Below are 18,643 nucleotides of genomic sequence, written 5' to 3' on the forward strand. Positions count from 1 at the left end.
CAAGCCATGATCCGAGATACCGAAACCTTCGAAGCCTTGCTCGACTCCGTGCGCCGTTTTGTGCGTGAGCGTTTGGTGCCTGCCGAGAACGAAGTGGCCGACACCGACGAGATTCCACCAGCCATCGTGCAAGAGATGCGCGAAATGGGTTTGTTTGGTTTGACCATCCCCGAGTCCTATGGCGGCCTGGAGCTGACCATGGAAGAAGAGGCTCGTCTGCTGTTTGAGCTGTGCAAGACCTCGCCTGCATTCCGCTCGGTGATCGGCACCACGGTGGGCATTGGCTCGCAGGGCATCCTGATGGACGGCACCGAAGAGCAAAAAGCCTATTACCTGCCCAAGCTGGCCACGGGCGAGTTGTCGTCCTCGTTTGCGCTGACCGAACCCGACGCGGGTTCGGACGCGGCGTCGCTGCGCACCACCGCCATCCGAGGCACGGACAGTTTGGGTGACCACTACATTGTCAACGGCACCAAGCGCTACATCACCAACGCGCCGCATTCCAAAATCTTCACGCTCATGGCGCGCACCAACCCTGCCGACAAGGGCGCGGGCGGTGTGTCGGCTTTCATCGTCGATGCCCAATCGCCCGGCATCAGCTTGGGCAAAAACGACAAGAAGATGGGCCAAAAAGGCGCGCACACCTGCGACGTGATGTTTGACAACGTGCGTGTCCCGGCCGCCAACCTGATCGGTCACAAAGAAGGCCAGGGCTTCAAGACCGCGATGAAGGTGCTCGAAAAAGGCCGCATCCATTTGGCCGCTGTGTGTGTGGGTGTGGCCCAGCGCATCCTCGATGACGCGCTGCGATACGCCATCGACCGCAAGCAGTTTGGCCAGCCCATTGCCGAGTTCCAACTGGTGCAGGCCATGCTGGCCGACAGCAAGGCCGAGCTGTACGCGGCCGAGTGCATGGTGATCGATGCCGCACGCAAGCGTGACGAAGGCCGAAACGTGTCTACCGAGGCCTCGTGCTGCAAGATGTTCGCGTCCGAGATGTGCGGCCGTGTGGCCGACCGTGCGGTACAAATTTTGGGTGGCGCGGGTTATTTGGCCGAGTACGGCATCGAGCGCTTCTACCGCGATGTGCGTTTGTTCCGTCTATATGAGGGTACGACCCAGATACAACAAATCATCATTGGCCGCAACATGGTGCGTGAAGCACGCGGCTGAGTCGGGCACAAGACCATGAAAACCCGCGTCACCGAAGCGCTCGGCATCCGCTACCCCATCATCCAGGGCGGCATGCAGTGGGTGGGCAAGGCCGAGTTGGTGTCGGCCGTGTCCAATGCCGGTGGCTTGGGCGTGCTGACCGCCTTGACGCAACCCACACCGCAAGCCCTGGCGCAAGAAATTGCCCGCACACGCACCCTGACCGACCGGCCCTTTGGTGTGAACCTCACCATCTTGCCCTCGATCAACCCGCCGCCCTACGGCGAATACCTGCAGGCCATCATCGACAGCGGCGTCAAGATCGTGGAGACCGCAGGCAACAGCCCCAAGGACTTCATCGGACGCATGAAGGACGCGGGCATCACCATCGTGCACAAATGCACCTCGGTGCGCCACGCCCTGAGTGCCGAGCGCAACGGCGTGGACATGGTCAGCATCGACGGCTTTGAATGCGCGGGCCACCCCGGTGAAGACGATGTGCCCGGTCTGGTGCTGATCCCGCTGGCGGTGCGTGCGCTCAAGGTGCCCGTGATCGCATCGGGCGGCATCGCCGATGGGCGAGGTCTCGCCGCCGCCTTGGCGCTGGGCGCCGAAGGCGTGAACATGGGCACGCGCTTTTTGGTCACGCAAGAAGCGCCGGTGCACGACAACATCAAGCAAGCGCTGGTGGGCGCCACCGAGCGCGACACGAAGTTGATGTTCCGCACGATGCGCAACACCACGCGCGCCTGGAGCAATGCGGTGTCGCAAGAGGTGGTCGCCACCGAAAACCGCGAAGGCGGTTGCAGCTTTGAAGACATCCGCCATCTGGTCGCAGGCCAGCGCGGCAACCAGGCCTTGCAGTCGGGCGATGTGGACGGCGGCGTGGTGGCGGCAGGGCAAGTGATCGGCCTGATCGACGATGTGCCTACCTGTGCCGAATTGATGGAACGCATGGTGGCCGAGTGCCGCCAGCAACTGCAGCAGGCTTCGCGCTGGGCGCAAGCTTGAGGAAGACCAGATGAGCGAGATCGACACCTCCACCCTCTACGACAAAGTGGCGTTTGCCAAGCTGCTGGACCCGCGTTGAAACCACGAATAGAAAAACTCTAGGAGACAAAACATGACATCCAACAACCGTTCACCGATCCACCGTTTCTTCAGTCGCCGCAGCTGCTTGCTGGCCGCTGGCGCTGCCTTGGCCTGCCTGGCAGGCAGCGGCTGGGCACAAGCCCAGAGCACCGGCCCCACCGTCAAGCTCATCGTGGGCTACGCCGCAGGCGGCCCGGTGGACGCGGCCGCGCGCGTGTTTGCCCCGGTGTTCAGCCGTGAGCTGGGCCAGCCGGTGATTGTGGAAAACCGCTTGGGCGCAGGCGGTGCGGTGGCAGGCAACAGCGTGGTCAAGGCGCAGCCCAACGGGCAAGAGATTTACTTCGCGGCCAGCCCCACCATGACCATCAGCCCGCATGTGCTCAAGGCCATGACCTTTGACCCGCTCAAGGACCTGACGCCGCTCGCGCCCATCCTGAGTTATGCCAATGTGCTGGTGATCAATCAGAACCAAGCCTTCAAGACCCTGCCCGAGCTGGTGGCGCACGCCAAGGCCAACCCGGGCCAGCTGGCCTATGGCTCGGCTGGCATGGGCGCGTCCAACCACCTGAGCGGCGAACTGTTTGCGCGCCGTGCGGGCATCACCATGACCCATGTGCCCTACAAGGGCAATGCCCCCGCCATGACCGACGTGATGGGCGGGCAGATCCAGATGATGTTTGACATCGTCGGGGGTGCCAAGTCCTACATCGACGGCGGCAAGGTGCGTGCGCTGGCCGTCACGTCCAAAGAGCGCAACCCGGCTTTCCCGCAGTTGCCCAGCATGTCCGAGTTGGGCATCCGCGACTACGACATCGGTGGCTGGTATGGCCTGTATGGCCCGCTGGGCATGAGCGCTGATGCGAGTCAACGCATCGCCGCCGCCACGGCCCGCGCCTTGCAAGACGCCGACCTGCGCAAGCGCTGGATCGACCAGGGCTACGTCATCTGGAACGGCAAAGCGAGCGATCTGGCCGAGCGCATGCGCCGCGAGCACGCGCTGTGGGCCGAAGTCACCAAAGGCATGGCGTTCGAATGAACATGTTTCACACGTCTCTACACACCCGAATCCACCAGCTGTTCGACGAGCGCGCTGCACAGGCCCCCGACCACCCCTTCCTCTTCATGCCCGACCGGGTGATGATGCTGGGCCAGCTGGCCCAGCAGGTGAATGCGCTCGAAGCCGAGCTGCGCGAAGCCGGTGTCCGCTTGGGTGACCGGGTGTTGGTGGCTGCAGAAAACTGCCCCGAGCATGTGGCCTTGGTGCTGGCCTGCAGCCGCGTGGGCGCTTGGGCCTGTGGCGTTAATGCGCGCATGACGGCGTCTGAGCTGGCAGCCTTTGCCGCCAAGGCCGACGCCCGCGTGCTGTATTTCACGGTGGGCGTGTCCGAATCGGCGCGTCAGCATGCGCAGCAGTACGACACGCGCGAGAGCGTTTTGCCTGCGCTGCGCCGCACGCTGGCCGATGCGCAAGCCACGGCACAAACGGGCGACTTGGCCGAGCGCGTGGCCGCCATCATCTTCACCTCAGGCACGACCGGCCAACCCAAAGGCGTGATGCTCACGCACGCGGGCCTGCTGCAGTTTGGCAAGGTGTCGGCGCAGTCGCGCCAGCTGGTGCCTGCCGACCGCTCGTATGCCTACTTGCCGATGACGCACATCTTTGGCCTGGGCACCGTGCTCATGGCCTCGCTGCACGCCGGGGCCGGTTTGCTCATGCGCAGCCACTTTGACGCAGCCGATGTGTTTGACGCGCTGGCCCATGAAGGCATGACGCAGCTGCAAGGGCCGCCCGCCATGTTCACCCGCTTGCTGGCCTGGCTTGATGCCCAGGGCATCGATCACCCCGCAGCGCCTGACCTGCGTTACGTCTACACCGGTGCAGCGCCGTTGGACCTGAGCGTCAAAAAAGCCATCGAGGCGCGCTTTGGCCACCCGCTGCACCACGGCTATGGCCTGTCGGAATACGCCGGCGCACTCACGCTGTGCCGCCGGGGCGAATGGCGCAAGGACACCAGCGCGGGTTACCTGGTCGAAGGGGCCGAGCTGCGCATCATCGGTCCCCAAGGGCAAGACTTGCCCGCAGGCGAAACCGGCGAGATCTGGATGCGCGGTGTGGGCCTGATGCCCGGCTACTTCCGCGACCCCGAGATCACCGAGCAAGTCATCAAGCCCGGCGGCTGGTACGCCAGCGGCGATCTGGGCCGACAAGACGCCGATGGCGCTTTGCAGGTGGTCGGACGCCTGAAAGAAATGATCATCCGTTCGGGCTTTAACGTGTACCCCGGCGAGGTGGAGGCTGTCTTTTTGGCCTGGCCCGGTGTGCAGCGTGCGGCGGTGGCTGGGCGCAAAACGGCCGATGGCAACGAAGACATCCTGGCCTTCATCGAGCCCAAGCCCGGTGCGCAGATCGACCTGGACGCCCTCAAAGCCCATGCCCATGAACACCTCTCGCCCTACAAACGGCCTTCGGCGGTGACGCTGGTGGCCGAGATGCCCATGACCCTGAGCGGCAAAGTGCTCAAGCGCGAGCTGGTCGAGCAGTACAGCCAGGTGTGAGGCACCAGCCATGGTCAATGTCCCCCCATCCACCCGCTTGTCGACAAGCTGCTGGAGAGGTATTTGTAGGTCGGCGGCTTCAGCCCCGACAAGTGCCTGTGCCACAGCCCACAAAGTCGGACCTGAAGGTGCCGACCTACAAAACGGGCTCCAAAGGAGGCGCCTCGAAAAGACATCGCCATGGGTTCACCCCGCATGCAGCCCTTCAGGTTCGCCAAAGATGGGCTTTCACAAAGACAGACAAGTTCAGGCCTTGAACTCAGCGAAGTTATGTCTATGAATACCCCCACCACCCTTGACGCCACCCAAGTCGCGCACCTGCGCAGCTGGGAAGGCCGCAGCGAAACGCTCCAAGATGACATCAGTGCCGCCCCCTTGCGCGGCCAAAGCGCGCTGCTGGACCGCGACGATGCCCACCAAACCGCTGGCAGCGAAGTGCCGCCCCTGTGGCACTGGCTGTACTTCTTGCCGCAGGCGCGGCAAAGCCAGATCGGGCCCGACGGCCACCCCTTGCGCGGGGGCTTTTTGCCGCCCGTGCCGTTGCCGCGCCGCATGTGGGCCGGTGGCCGCTTGCAGTGGCAAACCGACAACCCGTTGCGCGTGGGCGACGCCGCGCAAAAGCGCTCGCGCATCGCGTCCGTCAAGCACAAGTCGGGCCGCACGGGTGACCTGCTGTTTGTCGAAGTCGAGCATGCTTTCCACAATGCCCAGGGCCTGTGCTTGACCGAAACGCACGACATCGTTTACCGCGCAGCCGCTGTGCCCGGCGCCCCCGAAGTGCCACCTACCGCCGCAGAAACAGGCGCGCCCTGGCAGCGCGAGTTCGTGCCCGATCCGGTGTCGCTGTTTCGCTATTCGGCGCTCACCTTCAACGGCCACCGCATCCATTACGACCGCAGCTATGTCACGCAAGAAGAAGGCTACCCCGGCCTCATCGTGCACGGCCCGCTGATCGCGACCTTGCTGGTGGACCTGGTGCGCAGGCAAGTGCCTGAGGCGCGTGTCGCCTCGTTCCAGTTCCGCGCCGTGCGCCCCACGTTTGATCTGCACCCTTTCCGGCTGAACGGGCGGCCGTCTGCCGACGGTAAAACCATAGACCTTTGTGCCTGCGACCACGAAGGCTGGCTCACCATGCAGGCGCAAGCCACGCTGGCCTGAAGCTGCACGCGCATCTATTTTTGACAACCCATTTCCATCACCACCATGCACGCACCCGACCAATACCAGGATATCCGCGACGCCGTGCGCGACCTCTGCGCCCAGTTCCCTGACGAATACCACCGCAAGGTCGACGAAAAACGCGCCTACCCCGAAGAATTTGTCGATGCGCTGACCAAGGCCGGTTGGATGGCTGCGCTGATCCCGCAGCAATACGGCGGCTCGGGCCTGAGCATGTCCGAAGCCTCGGTCATCATGGAAGAGATCAACCGCTCCGGTGGCAACTCGGGCGCTTGCCACGGCCAGATGTACGTGATGAATTCCATCGTGCGCAGCGGCTCTGACGCGCAGAAAAACACGCTCTTGCCCAAGATCGCCACGGGCGAGTTGCGCATCCAGTCCATGGGCGTGACCGAGCCCACCACGGGATCGGACACCACCAAGCTCAAAACCACCGCCGTCAAAAAAGACGGCCGCTGGGTCATCAACGGCCAGAAGGTCTGGATCTCGCGCATCCAGCACAGCGACTTGATGATTTTGTTGGCCCGCACCACGCCCGCTGACCAGGTGAAAAAACGCTCAGAAGGTTTGTCGTGTTTCCTGATCGACCTCAAGCAAGCGATTGGCAACGGCCTCACCGTGCGCCCCATCCTGAACATGGTCAACCACGAGACCAACGAGCTGTTTTTTGACAACCTTGAAATCCCCGAAGACGCGCTGCTGGGCGAAGAAGGCAAGGGCTTCAAAACCCTGCTCGACGGCCTGAATGCCGAGCGCACTTTGATCGCCGCCGAGTGCATTGGCGACGGCTATTGGTTCATCGACCGTGCCAGCAAATACGCCAACGAGCGCGTGGTGTTTGGCCGCCCCATTGGCCAAAACCAGGGCGTGCAGTTCCCGATTGCCGACGCCTTCATCGAGCTGGAAGCGGCCAACCTGATGCGTTGGAAGGCCTGCGAAAAAATCGACGCCATGCAAAACGCCGGGGCCGAAGCCAACATGGCCAAGTACCTCGCGGCCAAGGCCAGTTGGGAAGCGGCCAACGTTTGCTTGCAAACGCACGGTGGTTTTGGTTTTGCCTGCGAGTACGACATCGAGCGCAAGTTCCGCGAGACGCGCTTGTACCAAGTCGCTCCGGTCTCGACCAACATGATCTTCAGCTACGTGGCCGAGCACATCCTCGGGCTGCCCCGTTCGTTTTAAATACGAGTGCTTGGCCGATACCGATGAACAACACTGAATTTGTAGGAGCCCACCCCGTGGGCGATAGGGCGTGGCACACGCCGTGCAAACCATCGCCCACAGGGGTGGGCTCCTACGGGTGGCCAGGTGTTCGCAACGTCAATCGCCACCATGCGCGAACAGTGATCCAGCCCTTGGAAGTTTGGCAAGAAAACCGCATGCCGCATCTTCACGTAGGAGCCCACCCCGTGGGCGATAAGGCGTGGCACACGCCGCGCAAACCATCGCCCACAGGGGTGGGCTCCTACGGGTGGCCAGGTGTTCGCAACGTCAATTGCCACCATGCGCGAACAGTGATCCAGCCCTTTGAAGTTTGGCAAGAAAACCGCATGCCGCATCTTCATGCAGGAGCCCACCCCGTGGGCGATAAGGCGTGGCACACGCCGTGCAAACCATCGCCCACAGGGGTGGGCTCCTACGGGTGGCCAGGTGTTCGCAACGTCAATTGCCACCATGCGCGAACAGCGATCCAGCCCTTTGAAGTTTGGCAAGAAAACCGCATGCCGCATCTTCACGTAGGAGCCCACCCCGTGGGCGATAAGGCGTGGTACACGCCGCGCAAACCATCGCCCACAGGGGTGGGCTCCTACCGGGACACGCTCACTGGTGTGCAAGAAACGCACTTCACCACATTCCATCATCTTGAGGCTGGATCGATATGACAAGACCTCTGGACGGCATCACCGTCGTCTCTCTCGAACACGCGATCGCCGCGCCTTTTTGTACGCGGCAACTGGCGGACTTGGGCGCACGCGTCATCAAGGTCGAGCGCCCCGGCGCGGGCGACTTTGCGCGGGCTTATGACACGCGGGTGCGCGGCCAGGCCTCGCACTTTGTGTGGACCAACCGTTCCAAAGAAAGCCTCACGCTCGACCTCAAAAACCCCGAGGCCATGGCCGTGCTGCGCGAGCTGCTCAAAGACGCTGACGTGCTGGTGCAAAACCTCGCGCCCGGCGCGGCCGCCCGCATGGGCCTGTCGTTTGAAGCCCTCAGCGCCACGCACCCCAAACTCATTGTTTGCGACATCTCAGGCTATGGCGAAGACGGTCCCTACCGCGACAAAAAAGCCTATGACCTCTTGATCCAGAGTGAAGCGGGTTTGTTGTCGATCACCGGCACGCCCGAGGCGCCGTCCAAGGCGGGCAACTCCATGGCCGACATCGCGGCGGGCATGTACGCCTACACCAACATCCTGTCGGCCCTGCTGCTGCGCGGCAAGACCGGCCAGGGCAGCCACATCGACGTGTCCATGCTAGAAGCTTTGGGCGAGTGGATGGGCTACCCGCTGTACTACGCCTTTGAAGGCGCAGCGCCGCCACCGCGCACGGCCGCGTCGCACGCCAGCATCTACCCCTATGGCCCGTTTGCGGCGGGCGACGGCGGCACCGTGATGCTGGGCCTGCAAAACGAGCGCGAGTGGAAAGTGTTTTGCGAGGTGGTGCTGGGCGATGCGGCTTTGGCCAGCGATGCGCGCTTTTGCACCAACGCCCTGCGCAACGCCCACCGCGCCGAGTTGCAGCAACTGATTTTGGGTGTCTTTGCGGCCATGAACACGGCCGAGGTCGAAGCGCGCTTGGACCAAGCGCAAATCGCCAACGCCCGCATGAACGACATGGCCGGTGTTTGGGCTCACCCGCAGCTCAAAGCTCGCCAACGCTGGCAACAGGTGGGCTCACCTGCGGGCGACATCCCCGCCCTGCTGCCGCCCGGGCGCAACAACCGATACGACTACCGCATGGACCCCGTGCCCGCCGTGGGCGAGCACACCGAGGCCATCTTGCGCGAGCTGGGTCTGGACGAGGCGGCGGTGCAGGCGCTGCGGAACAAGCAGGCCATATGAACCGTGAATTTTTATCGATCCGGTCCTTTGCAGACTTGAGCCGCAGGTCAGGCATGGATTTTTTGTAGGAGCCCACCCCGTGGGCGATGGTGTGCAGGGCGATGCTGTTGAGTGCATGTTCCACGCCCATCGCCCACAGGGGTGGGCTCCTACAGGAACTTGAACGAAAACAAAGGAGAGAACATGACATCCAACACCGCCCAACTCGCGGCCTTTGCCGCAGGGCTGCGCTTCGAGGACATCCCTGCGCCCGTGGTGAGCAAGATCGAAGACCTGCTGGTCGACTGGTTTGGCTCGGCCGTGGCCGGGCACGGCACGCGCCCGGTGGAAAGCATCACGCGTTTTGCCCAAGCCATGGGCCCTGCACAAGGCCCGTCTGAAGTCATCATCAACGGCGCACGCACCACGCCCTATTTGGCCGCCATGGCCAACGCCGCTGCCTCGCATGTGGCCGAGCAAGACGATGTGCACAACGGCTCGGTGTTCCACCCGGCCACGGTGGTTTTTCCACCCGCTGTGGCGGTGGCCCAAGCCCTGGGCGCGAGCGGCAAACAACTGCTGGCCGCATCGGTGGTCGGCTACGAAGTCGGCATCCGTGTGGGTGAATTTTTGGGGCGCTCGCACTACCGCGTGTTCCACACCACGGGCACCGCAGGCACGCTGGCCGCAGCAGCGGCCGTGGGCCACCTGTTGGGCCTGAACGCGCAGCAAATGCAGCACGCGCTGGGCTCGGCCGGCACGCAGTCGGCAGGCCTGTGGGAGTTCTTGCGCACCGCCGCCGACAGCAAGCAGCTGCACACCGCCCACGCGGCCGCTGCGGGCCTCATGTCAGCCTACTTGGCCAAAGACGGTTTCACGGGCGCGGCAGAAATTCTGGAAGGCCCGCAGGGCATGGCCGTGGGCATGTCGAGCGACGCCGACCCGAGTCGCCTGGTGGACGGCTTGGGCACGCGCTGGGCCACGGCCGAGACCTCGTTCAAGTACCACGCCAGCTGCCGCCACACCCACCCGGCGGCCGATGCGCTGCTGCACGTCATGCAATCCAACGGCCTCAAGCTCGATGACCTGGCCCAAGTGGTGACCCATGTGCACCAAGGCGCGATCGACGTGCTGGGCCCGGTGGTGCAACCCACCACGGTGCACCAGAGCAAGTTCTCGATGGGCACGGTGCTGGCCCTGGTGGCGCAACATGGCCATGCGGGCCTGACCGAATTCGACCGCGACTTTTTGAGCCAACAAACGCAGGCGCTGCGCGACAAGGTCACGATGGCGCTCGACGCCGAAGTGGACAGCGCCTACCCCAAGCGCTGGATCGGCAAAGTCACGGTCACCACCACCGACGGCCGCGTGCTGCACGGCCGCGTGGACGAGCCCAAGGGCGATCCGGGCAACACGCTCTCGCGTCAGGAGATCACCGACAAGGCCCTGCGCTTGGCCGCCTTCAGCGGCGGTGCCACGCCTGAGGCCATGCGCCAAAGCGTGGACGCGCTCTGGCAAGTGGCCACTTGGCCCAAGGTCGGCGCTTTGTTGTCATGAGCGGGCCAGTGTCTGCACAAGAAGCCGCCCAGGCTCCCACCCACGGGCTGCCATCGCCGCTGGCACAGGCACAGTCATCGGCACTTGCACTGGCGCGCAGTTTTTTGTTTGTGCCCGGCAACCGCCCTGAGCGCTTTGCCAAGGCCTTGGCCAGCGGTGCCGATGCGGTGATCATCGACCTCGAAGACGCGGTGCCGCTGGACGCCAAAGATGCGGCACGCACGGCACTGCGCAATGCTTGGACTGCCTTTGACGCGGCCGAACGTGCACGCCTCTTGGTGCGCGTGAACCCGGCCGGCACGCCCTGGCACGCTGCCGACTTGGCGGCACTGGGCAGCTTGCCAGGCCTGGGCGCGCTCATGCTGCCCAAGGCCGAAAACGCACAGCAAGTCGAACACGCTTTCATGGCCAGCGGTGTGCCGGTCTTGCCTTTGATTGAAAGCGCCGAAGGCGTGGGGCAGATGGACGCCATGGCCCGTGCACCAGGCGTCTTGCGTTTGGGACTTGGGCACATTGATTTGCAGGTGGATCTGAGCATGAGCTGCGGACCCGATGAAGCCGAACTCGCCCCCATCCGTGTGGCGCTGGTCGTGGCCTCGCGCCGTGCGGGCCTGCCCGCCCCGGTGGACGGCGTGACCACCGCCACCATCGACGCCGATGTGCTGGCCCGCGACGCGCAGCGCAGCCGCCGTTTTGGCTTTGCCGCCAAGCTGTGCATCCACCCCGCGCAAGTGGCGGGCGTGCACCAGGCCCTGGCCCCGACCGAACCCGAATGCGCTTGGGCCGAGCGCGTGCTGGCTGCCGAGGTGCAGGCCCAAGGCGGCGCGTTCAGCGTGGACGGCAAGATGGTCGACCCGCCTGTGTTGCTGCTGGCGCGTCAGATTTTGCAATTACGGGAGCGTTGACGGTTTGATTAGATGACAGCGTGCTGAATTTACAGCCTGTTCCGAACGGTAACAACGCATCCGTATTCATCCGTATTCATCCGTATTTATGGATCAAACTTGAGATGGCAGGACAAATTCGGAATATCTTGAAGCCTTTCCAGTGCCTTGTAATGTGAGTTTTTGAGACTCAACCAAGCGTCGCAGTAGTGCCTTGGTTTGCCCCTCTGTCAACCGACACAAGTCCATCACTTCGCCCCGTTTGATCTGACCGTGTTGTCGGATGTAGCTCAACACCATTTGTTCGTGCTGAATCGGCCCAAACCCCACTTGGCGCGTATAAGCCGCTTTGTCGCTCACCACGGAGTAGACCGAGGATGACAGTGTGTAGCTGCGTCCTCGGGTGTTGCCATGTGCCTCGACCAGCCCGGCTTCGGTCAAAGCTTCCAGTGTCCGTTTGGCGTTACCAACATCCCGTTGGATGCGCTGGGCCAAGTCTTCGGCCGAGAGGCGTTTGATTTCACGCAAAGCCCCCAAAGCAATCAATGAATCAATCGGCAACTCCGATCCGCGCTGATTTTCAATATCGACCACCATGCGCCGAAAAGCCATATCGGCAGGCACAGTCGGCAATTGCACAACCACATTGAGCGCATCGGTGCGGCCATAGTCTGGTGCGGGGCGACCAAACTTCAACATGCCACGGTAAATGGTGTCCACACCACGACCTGACCGCTCCACCATACCAATGCGCTTCATGGCATCGGCCAAAGCCCGGTTGCGGGGACGCGGCTCGGTCACCAACAAGTTGGCCAAAGTCACGCCATCCACCAAACCGCCTGGGTTGCTGATCACCAAGGCATCGTTTTCCAGCCGAACATGCACCGCACCAATGCGGTGATAGTCGCGATGAATCAGGGCGTTGGCAATCGCTTCACGAAAAGCCGCCATGTCCACCAGCGGCACTGGCACTCTGAAAAGCCCGACCTGCAACTCTTGCTCGGGGTTGTAGGGACGAAAGTTGGTTTCCAGCCAATCCAGCGCCTTGAGCAATGGATAACGGCGAAATTCATTGAAACGCACAGCTTATTCGGCCAGCACCTGAAACGCGAACTCATGCGTGGCGACGTGTTGTTGCAACACCGACTCTCGGCCTAGCAAAAGCAAGCCTGTGAGCGTGGGCAAACGGGTGCCATCAGGTAGGCGCTTCGTGAAACCCAAAGCACCGTCCAGCGCCTCGTCATCCAAGTCAAGCAAGACACGGTCACCGCCATATTTCTGCACCGCCTGGCGCAAGCGTTCGCGCTCCAGCGGATCAAAGTCGGACAGTGTGCAACCAGCCACAGCTTGTGCGGATATGTCCACCAACCCCAAACTTGATGCACGGCTGATGCGGTCATGAGGCAACATGGGCACGCATTCGGGCGTGCCATCGTGTTTGATGCGACGACGCACGTACACACCCGCCTGTGTAGCCACTTCACTTCGTGCTTTAGGCACATGAATGCAGGCGACCGTCACACCCTGGATGTCCACATGCATCACATCCACTTGAAGTGATGGTGAAGTGCGTGCAGCCACCAGCCCCGCCAGTCCGGTCAACAACAGGTGATCTGCATGCAAGCCCGTGACCTGTCCATCGTCTTCGACGCCAAGCCAAAGCGTGCCGCCCTCGGTGTTGGCCAGACAAACCAGCGCTTCAACCAGCTCGGTGTCCGACAAGCGCTTGCGGTCGCTTTTGAATTCAACAGTCAGGGACTCACCAGCAGGTAAGGTCTGTGAATGAATGGGCAAGCTCATGGTGCAGCCTCCTTGGTGTTGTCGTTAATGCACATTTCAATCATAGTGCCGTGCAGCCGTCACCCCATTCGCGCCGCAGCTGCCTACTGGCCCACTGGCACAATCCCCCCATGTCTGTTCATTTCGATCTGGTGGATTTGCGTCTGATGGTGCGGGTGGCCGAAGCCAACAGCCTCACCAAAGGGGCTGAGGCTTCGCACATCTCGCTGCCTGCGGCCAGCACGCGCATCAAAAACCTCGAAGAAAGCATCGGTGCCAAGCTGCTCAACCGCCACAGCCAGGGCGTGACCCTCACGCCACCGGGGCAAGCTTTTGTGCACCGGGCGCGGCTGGTGCTGGGCCAGATTGAACATCTGCGCGGCGACCTGCAGGAATACGCCAGCGGCATCAAAGGCCACCTGCGCGTGTACGCCAACACCACGGCCCTGGGCGAGTTTTTGCCCGAGGTGCTCAAGCGCTACCTGGCCACGCACCCCGATGTGAACATCGATCTGCAAGAAAAACTGTCGAACGAAATCGTGCGCGCTGTCATCGACGGCAAGACCGACATCGGCATCGTGGCCGGGTCGGTGCGCACCGAAAGCCTGCAGACCTTGCCATACCGGTCTGACAGCCTGGTGCTGGTGGTGCCAGATGGCCATCCCGTGGCCGACCTGCCCAGCATGCCGCTGATCGACGCGCTGGAGTTTGACCATGTGGGCCTGCACGAAGCCAGCGCCTTGCACGCCTTCCTCAACCGCGAATGCGAGCAACTCAACAAGCCGCTCAAGGTGCGCATCCAGGTCAGCAGCTTCGAGTCGGCCTGCCGCATGATCGAAGCCGGTGTGGGCGTGGGCGTGCTGCCCGAATCCGCCGCCCGCCGCCACGCCCGCAGCATGGCCATCCGCTTGGTGCCGCTGTCCGACGCGTGGGCGCTGCGCTCCATGCAGATTTGCGTGCGCAGCTTGGACGAGCTGCCCAACTTTGCGCGGGACTTGATTGATCTGTTGTCAGAGGATGCGAGGCTGGCGAGGGGTTGAATGGTCTGAGTGTTCAGACATCAGATGAAGCTATCGCTTGGAAGGCTTCCTTATAACTGCAGGCAGCCTTACATGAAGGCTGCCTGCAGGACTCATGACACGTTCACTTAACCTGCTTGGTGGTCAGTACCAAGCTGTTGTCGGTTTTGGGTAGAAGCGTGTAAACCCTGCTGCCTGATGGTTGAATCTGACTGTCTGAAGAAATCCGTGCCACAAAGGTTCCACCGATCAAGGCGCTGGGGGACATCGGCCCCGTGAAAACACGATTGCCAGCAGTCCCACCCAAATCGGTGGCTGATGGAAGAGCGCCTACGGTGTGCATGGCATTGTTTGCCACATCCCAACGCTGGAGTGTGCCGCCTGCTCCTGTGGTGCCCAATGTCCGCGGCACAACATAAACGCTGTCACCCATAAAGATATTGCTGGATGCATCGTAGGCTGCTTGGTTGGCTCCATAGACCATGGCGTCGCCAGCGTCGTAAAGTAAGCTGTCGGTTTGGTTCAGGAAATTCAGGGACCAGCTGCCGTTGTTAGAGGAAATTCCCGTCACGGCCAATTCACCGGAAAAGGATGAGGCCATATAAATCGTGGACGATGGTGCTTTTAAGACGGTTTGGGTACCTGTTGTCGTGTCCACTTTGATCAATGACCCTGTGCTGCCCGAGCAGACCGAGGCGTACACAGCGCCATTGAGTGTGGTCGCTGCGATCAAACTTCCGGTGCCTGTAGCCAAAGTATTGGCTGATGCGGCAGATCTCGAAACAGAGGTGATTCGCCAAGTGCCTGTGCATGAGGAGCTGGCACCAGAACTGAAATAAGCATAAGCATTCGACGCATCGTTACCCGCCAGTTTCCAGCCGGAAGTGCCTGATAACGCGGAAACGTTTGAAATACTGGGCGTCCCATTGACCATTCGCATGGCTTTAAGCAGACCGTTTTGCGTATAAAGAATCAAATCAGACAGGTTGGCCACGCTGGAAAATTGGGAGGTGCTTGTAGAAAAACCGGGTTCAATGATGGTTGTTCCAGGTTGGGCAATAGACCATAAGTCGATTTGGCCGCCGGCTTTCCAGGTAACAAGCCAATGGGTGGGTTGTCCCGTTGTGGGTGAGCGCAAATAACCTAAATATCGATTTTGAGATGCTACAGCTGCGATGGACGGTACGCCGGTATCTGAAAATTTGACCAGCATTTGCCCGTCATCACTGGTGTTGCACAAACCGTCTGCGCCAGCAGTGTCGACGATCATTTGACTGGCAAAAGGTTTGGAAAAGTTTCGCGCCAGTTGGCTTGTGCTGCACAAGTCGGCTGCAGGCGCAGTCGATTGGACAGGACGTGCACTATTGGCGAGCAACGACGTGACGCGCACAGTGCCATTGCGATGGTCAACGTAAGCCGCATTCTGCAAATCAGTGAACTGTCCCTTGGTTGGGTTCCATTGACCTTGACTCAAAGAGACCCCCAACTGCGTTGCTGCAGCCGTTGTGTCGATTTGGTATTCGGTATCGGGTGTGGATGCATGCACCAGTGAAAGTGAAGTTTGCAAGGGTGATGCTGTTGTGAAGCCGGAGGGCTTCAAGACCACTTCATAACTCCCTGATTTGGGCCATGAACTCGTGTTTGTGTCAGGTGTGTTGGGTGCACCACCACCACCGCCACAGGCGGAGATCAACAAGAAGGCCATGCTCATGGCCGACAGTTTGACAGCGGGCGTTGATGGCAGATGGAATTTGGTCATTGTTTTCCTTTACAGCAATTTTTACAGGTGCCGAAGGAAATCTTAACTGAATAAAATGCTAATAAAGTACTTATATATTTATTGTATTAAATATTTAATAGCAAAATTATCAAACTCTTTGCGCTAAGTTGACGTGGTTGAACCGCGAATGCGAGCAACTCAACAAGCCGCTGAAGGTGCGCATCCAGGTCAGCAGCTTCGAGTCGGCCTGCCGCATGATCGAAGCCGGTGTGGGCGTGGGCGTGCTGCCCGAATCGGCCGCCCGCCGCCACGCCCGCAGCATGGCCATCCGCTTGGTGCCCCTGTCTGACGCGTGGGCGCTGCGCTCCATGCAGATTTGCGTGCGCAGTCTGGACGAGCTGCCCAACTTTGCGCGGGACTTGATTGATCTGTTGTCAGAGGATGCGAGGCTGGCAGGGGCGTCATCGTAAAAACCCCAAACTGAATACCTGCGGGCGCAGCTTGTCATTCAGCGCTTGGTAGGCCGCCTCAAAAGGCGTGAAGTTGACAGGTGGGTTGTCGCCTCAGCCTTTTGTGGGTTTGGGCAATGCTTTAGCCGCTTCCTCCAAGGCGCGCATATTGAACTCGCCCCCTTCGGACTCTAAAAGTGCTCGCCGCTGGGCGGCGAACTGCTCATATTGCGCTTGGGCATGCGCTGTGGCTTGTTGATTCGACACTTTGCCCCCGCCTTCGAGCACCTGGCGTTCGTTGAAAGTCAAAAACCCATCCAGCTTTTCTGCCCAGTCTTTCAAAAACACCTCTTTACGTCGCAGGGCTTGGTCTTCTGCGTAATCCAGCCACATCGTCACGATGCGGTTGAGTGATTGAATTTCAGGCTCATGAAGGTAGTTTTTGGCCACGGTGACATCTGCTTTTTGTACGCTGCCCGATTTCCAAGTGGTCAAGCCCATGTGTGGCTGGGTGCTGTCGGCACGCTCAGCGATCAATTCGGCGGCCGTTTTGCCTGTCACAGCAAAATGCAGCTTGTTTTCTGAAACGAAAAAAGCGACTGGTCTCAGGCAGAGACGGCGAATAGTCCGCCGCCATCGCAAAAATCTCGCGCACCCGCAGGTACATGCGCCGTTCGCTGGCGCGAATGTCTCGAATGCGCGCCAACAACACATTGAAACGGTCGGGCGCCGCAGAATCACCTACCGGCGGGTTTTTCAGGCGCTCGTCATCCAGCAAAAACCCGTTGACCAGATAGTCCCGCAAGCGATCGGTGGCCCAGCGGCGAAACTGCGTGCCCCGTGCCGAGCGAACCCGATAGCCCACCGCCAGGATGGCGTCGAGGTTGTAGTGGGAAACCCGATAGCTTTTGCCATCGGCAGCAGTTGTCAACCATTGGTTGACAACTGAATCCTGGGCCAACTCACCCTCGGAAAAGTTGGCTTTCAGATGTTTCGCAATGTTTTGCTTGGTGGTCTGGAACAGATCTGCCATGGCGGCTTGTGAGAGCCAGAGGCTGGCTGCCACAAAGCGACATTCCACACGAGCCCGGCCATCTTCGGTCTCGTAGAGCAGGAATTCGCCGGGGTTCACCGGTTCATTGTTTTGGGCATTCACCATTTGTCCATTATCGTAAAAACCCCAAACTGAACACCTGCGGGCGCAGCTTGTCGGTCAGGGCTTGGTAGGCCTGCTCAAACGGTGTGAAGCTGACCGGGGCGGTGTCGCCGCTTTGGTTGTGCTCAGGGTCACGAATGGCTGGCCACATATTGGCGCAGCACGCTGTCCATGAGCGACTGCCAGCCATCGCCCGTGGACTTGAAATAGGCCAGCACCTCGGGGCTGTAGCGCACCGAAACCAACTGTTTTTTGTTCTCGGATTTAGGACGGCCACGCAAACTTTTGAGCTGGACCATGGCCTTCAATTGCGTGGGCGTGAGCGGCTGCGCATCAGGATCACTTTTGGCTGCGGCGGTGATGGCCTTGTCCGCTTGCACGCTGGGCATGCGCACAGTTGGGCGCTTAGAAATTGTCGACACAGATTTCAACCCGGCGCGTGTTGCGCCAGCACAAGGGCGGCTCTTGATTGCCAGCCTTTGCCAGAGGCCCGCCAGCGCTCAAGCGCTGCTTCATCCAGTCTCAGCGTGGTCGGTACTTTCACGGTGGCCTGCTTGCTGCCTGTGGGCCGACCCCGTTTGGCCTTGATGCTTTGAAGTTCTTCCGGCGTATACGTGCGTGCGGCTTGGCCTTGCTTGGCCTGCATCAGGCTCAAACGCACACTCTCTGCAAATGCTGCTGTTTCGGCATCCATTTCAATCGGCTTAGGCTTGCTCATCGTAGGCTTCCTTCCATGTATTCAAAACTTGAGCGGGTATGTTGTCGAACTTGGCTTTGACATAAACCGCAACCAGCACGATGTCACCTTTTGGCAATCGTGTGTAGTAAATCACCCTCGCGCCGCCGCGTTTGCCCATGCCTTGGCGCGACCAGCGCAGCTTTCGAAGCCCTCCGGTTTGTGGGATCACATCTCCCGCGAACGGATGCTCACTGATGAAAACCGCGAAATCCTCGCGCTCTGATGGTGTCCAAATGCCTTCCACCATCGACTGAAAGACGGGTGTTTCGGTCACGGTCAACATAATTAATTGTACATTGAATTAAATAAAATTATGAGGTG

The 18,643-nt window shown here is 60.8% G+C and carries 17 protein-coding genes and 2 pseudogenes; 11 read left to right on the top strand and 8 right to left on the bottom strand.

What is annotated here, in order from left to right:
* The first annotated feature begins 6 nt into the window (after positions 1 to 6).
* From B9Z52_RS09275 to B9Z52_RS09315, 9 genes are all read left to right on the top strand, one after another.
* On the top strand, positions 7 to 1,173 hold the full coding sequence (locus tag B9Z52_RS09275) for an acyl-CoA dehydrogenase family protein (protein ID WP_108413553.1): 1,167 nt from the start codon (positions 7 to 9) through the stop codon (positions 1,171 to 1,173).
* 15 nt (positions 1,174 to 1,188) lie between these two features.
* Positions 1,189 to 2,163 (top strand): nitronate monooxygenase family protein, encoded by a 975-nt coding sequence (locus B9Z52_RS09280; RefSeq protein ID WP_108413554.1) that lies wholly within the window; start codon positions 1,189 to 1,191, stop codon positions 2,161 to 2,163.
* A gap of 112 nt (positions 2,164 to 2,275) precedes the next feature.
* The gene (locus B9Z52_RS09285; RefSeq protein WP_108413555.1) at positions 2,276 to 3,280 is read left to right on the top strand and encodes a tripartite tricarboxylate transporter substrate binding protein; all 1,005 of its coding nucleotides are present in this window, start codon (positions 2,276 to 2,278) and stop codon (positions 3,278 to 3,280) included.
* A 2-nt stretch (positions 3,281 to 3,282) separates the two neighbouring features.
* Positions 3,283 to 4,800, top strand: a complete 1,518-nt coding sequence (locus B9Z52_RS09290; protein ID WP_108413607.1) for a class I adenylate-forming enzyme family protein — start codon at positions 3,283 to 3,285, stop codon at positions 4,798 to 4,800.
* A gap of 270 nt (positions 4,801 to 5,070) precedes the next feature.
* Positions 5,071 to 5,958 (top strand): MaoC family dehydratase N-terminal domain-containing protein, encoded by an 888-nt coding sequence (locus B9Z52_RS09295; protein WP_108413556.1) that lies wholly within the window; start codon positions 5,071 to 5,073, stop codon positions 5,956 to 5,958.
* 45 nt (positions 5,959 to 6,003) lie between these two features.
* On the top strand, positions 6,004 to 7,161 hold the full coding sequence (locus B9Z52_RS09300) for an acyl-CoA dehydrogenase family protein (RefSeq protein WP_199222066.1): 1,158 nt from the start codon (positions 6,004 to 6,006) through the stop codon (positions 7,159 to 7,161).
* Positions 7,162 to 7,858: 697 nt separating this feature from the next.
* Positions 7,859 to 9,040: a CaiB/BaiF CoA-transferase family protein gene (locus B9Z52_RS09305; RefSeq protein WP_108413558.1), complete on the top strand. Its 1,182-nt coding sequence runs from the start codon at positions 7,859 to 7,861 to the stop codon at positions 9,038 to 9,040.
* Between the two features lie 183 nt (positions 9,041 to 9,223).
* A complete protein-coding gene (locus B9Z52_RS09310) occupies positions 9,224 to 10,576 on the top strand; it encodes an MmgE/PrpD family protein (RefSeq protein WP_108413559.1) in 1,353 nt (450 codons plus the stop codon).
* Between the two features lie 8 nt (positions 10,577 to 10,584).
* Positions 10,585 to 11,481: a CoA ester lyase gene (locus B9Z52_RS09315; protein ID WP_369907875.1), complete on the top strand. Its 897-nt coding sequence runs from the start codon at positions 10,585 to 10,587 to the stop codon at positions 11,479 to 11,481.
* A gap of 93 nt (positions 11,482 to 11,574) precedes the next feature.
* Here the strand turns inward: B9Z52_RS09315 and B9Z52_RS17990 are convergent, their stop codons facing one another.
* On the bottom strand, positions 11,575 to 12,543 hold the full coding sequence (locus B9Z52_RS17990; protein ID WP_199222068.1) for a DNA glycosylase AlkZ-like family protein: 969 nt from the start codon (positions 12,541 to 12,543) through the stop codon (positions 11,575 to 11,577).
* Between the two features lie 3 nt (positions 12,544 to 12,546).
* Entirely contained in the window at positions 12,547 to 13,260 is a 714-nt protein-coding gene (locus tag B9Z52_RS17995) for a helix-turn-helix domain-containing protein (RefSeq protein WP_199222069.1), read from the bottom strand.
* A gap of 110 nt (positions 13,261 to 13,370) precedes the next feature.
* On the opposite strand from B9Z52_RS17995, the gene B9Z52_RS09325 reads away from it, so the two are divergent.
* Complete coding sequence (locus B9Z52_RS09325) at positions 13,371 to 14,279, top strand: LysR substrate-binding domain-containing protein (protein WP_108413560.1); 909 nt, start codon at positions 13,371 to 13,373, stop codon at positions 14,277 to 14,279.
* Positions 14,280 to 14,382: 103 nt separating this feature from the next.
* On the opposite strand, the gene B9Z52_RS17605 is transcribed toward B9Z52_RS09325, so the two are convergent.
* On the bottom strand, positions 14,383 to 16,017 hold the full coding sequence (locus B9Z52_RS17605; protein WP_146182815.1) for a hypothetical protein: 1,635 nt from the start codon (positions 16,015 to 16,017) through the stop codon (positions 14,383 to 14,385).
* Between the two features lie 134 nt (positions 16,018 to 16,151).
* Here B9Z52_RS17605 and B9Z52_RS09340 point away from each other — a divergent pair.
* Positions 16,152 to 16,448: pseudogene (locus B9Z52_RS09340) on the top strand (LysR substrate-binding domain-containing protein); the annotation flags it as partial.
* Positions 16,449 to 16,541: 93 nt separating this feature from the next.
* Here B9Z52_RS09340 and B9Z52_RS09345 read toward each other — a convergent pair.
* From B9Z52_RS09345 to B9Z52_RS09360, 5 genes and pseudogenes are all read right to left on the bottom strand, one after another.
* Positions 16,542 to 17,586, bottom strand: a pseudogene (locus tag B9Z52_RS09345) (virulence RhuM family protein).
* A 7-nt stretch (positions 17,587 to 17,593) separates the two neighbouring features.
* Positions 17,594 to 17,734 carry a hypothetical protein gene (locus B9Z52_RS17855; RefSeq protein ID WP_158270528.1) on the bottom strand — a complete coding sequence of 47 codons (141 nt, stop codon included), beginning with the start codon at positions 17,732 to 17,734 and terminating at the stop codon, positions 17,594 to 17,596.
* Entirely contained in the window at positions 17,715 to 18,005 is a 291-nt protein-coding gene (locus B9Z52_RS09350; RefSeq protein ID WP_108413609.1) for a BrnA antitoxin family protein, read from the bottom strand. The genes B9Z52_RS17855 and B9Z52_RS09350 overlap by 20 nt, the downstream gene beginning before the upstream one ends.
* Positions 18,006 to 18,010: 5 nt before the next feature.
* On the bottom strand, positions 18,011 to 18,301 hold the full coding sequence (locus B9Z52_RS09355; protein ID WP_108354838.1) for a BrnA antitoxin family protein: 291 nt from the start codon (positions 18,299 to 18,301) through the stop codon (positions 18,011 to 18,013).
* The gene (locus tag B9Z52_RS09360; protein ID WP_108413563.1) at positions 18,288 to 18,605 is read right to left on the bottom strand and encodes a transcriptional regulator; all 318 of its coding nucleotides are present in this window, start codon (positions 18,603 to 18,605) and stop codon (positions 18,288 to 18,290) included. The genes B9Z52_RS09355 and B9Z52_RS09360 overlap by 14 nt, the downstream gene beginning before the upstream one ends.
* Between the last annotated feature and the right edge of the window lie 38 nt (positions 18,606 to 18,643).

Origin of the sequence: Limnohabitans sp. Jir72, from assembly GCF_003063575.1 — a bacterium.
Taxonomy (GTDB): domain Bacteria; phylum Pseudomonadota; class Gammaproteobacteria; order Burkholderiales; family Burkholderiaceae_C; genus Limnohabitans_A.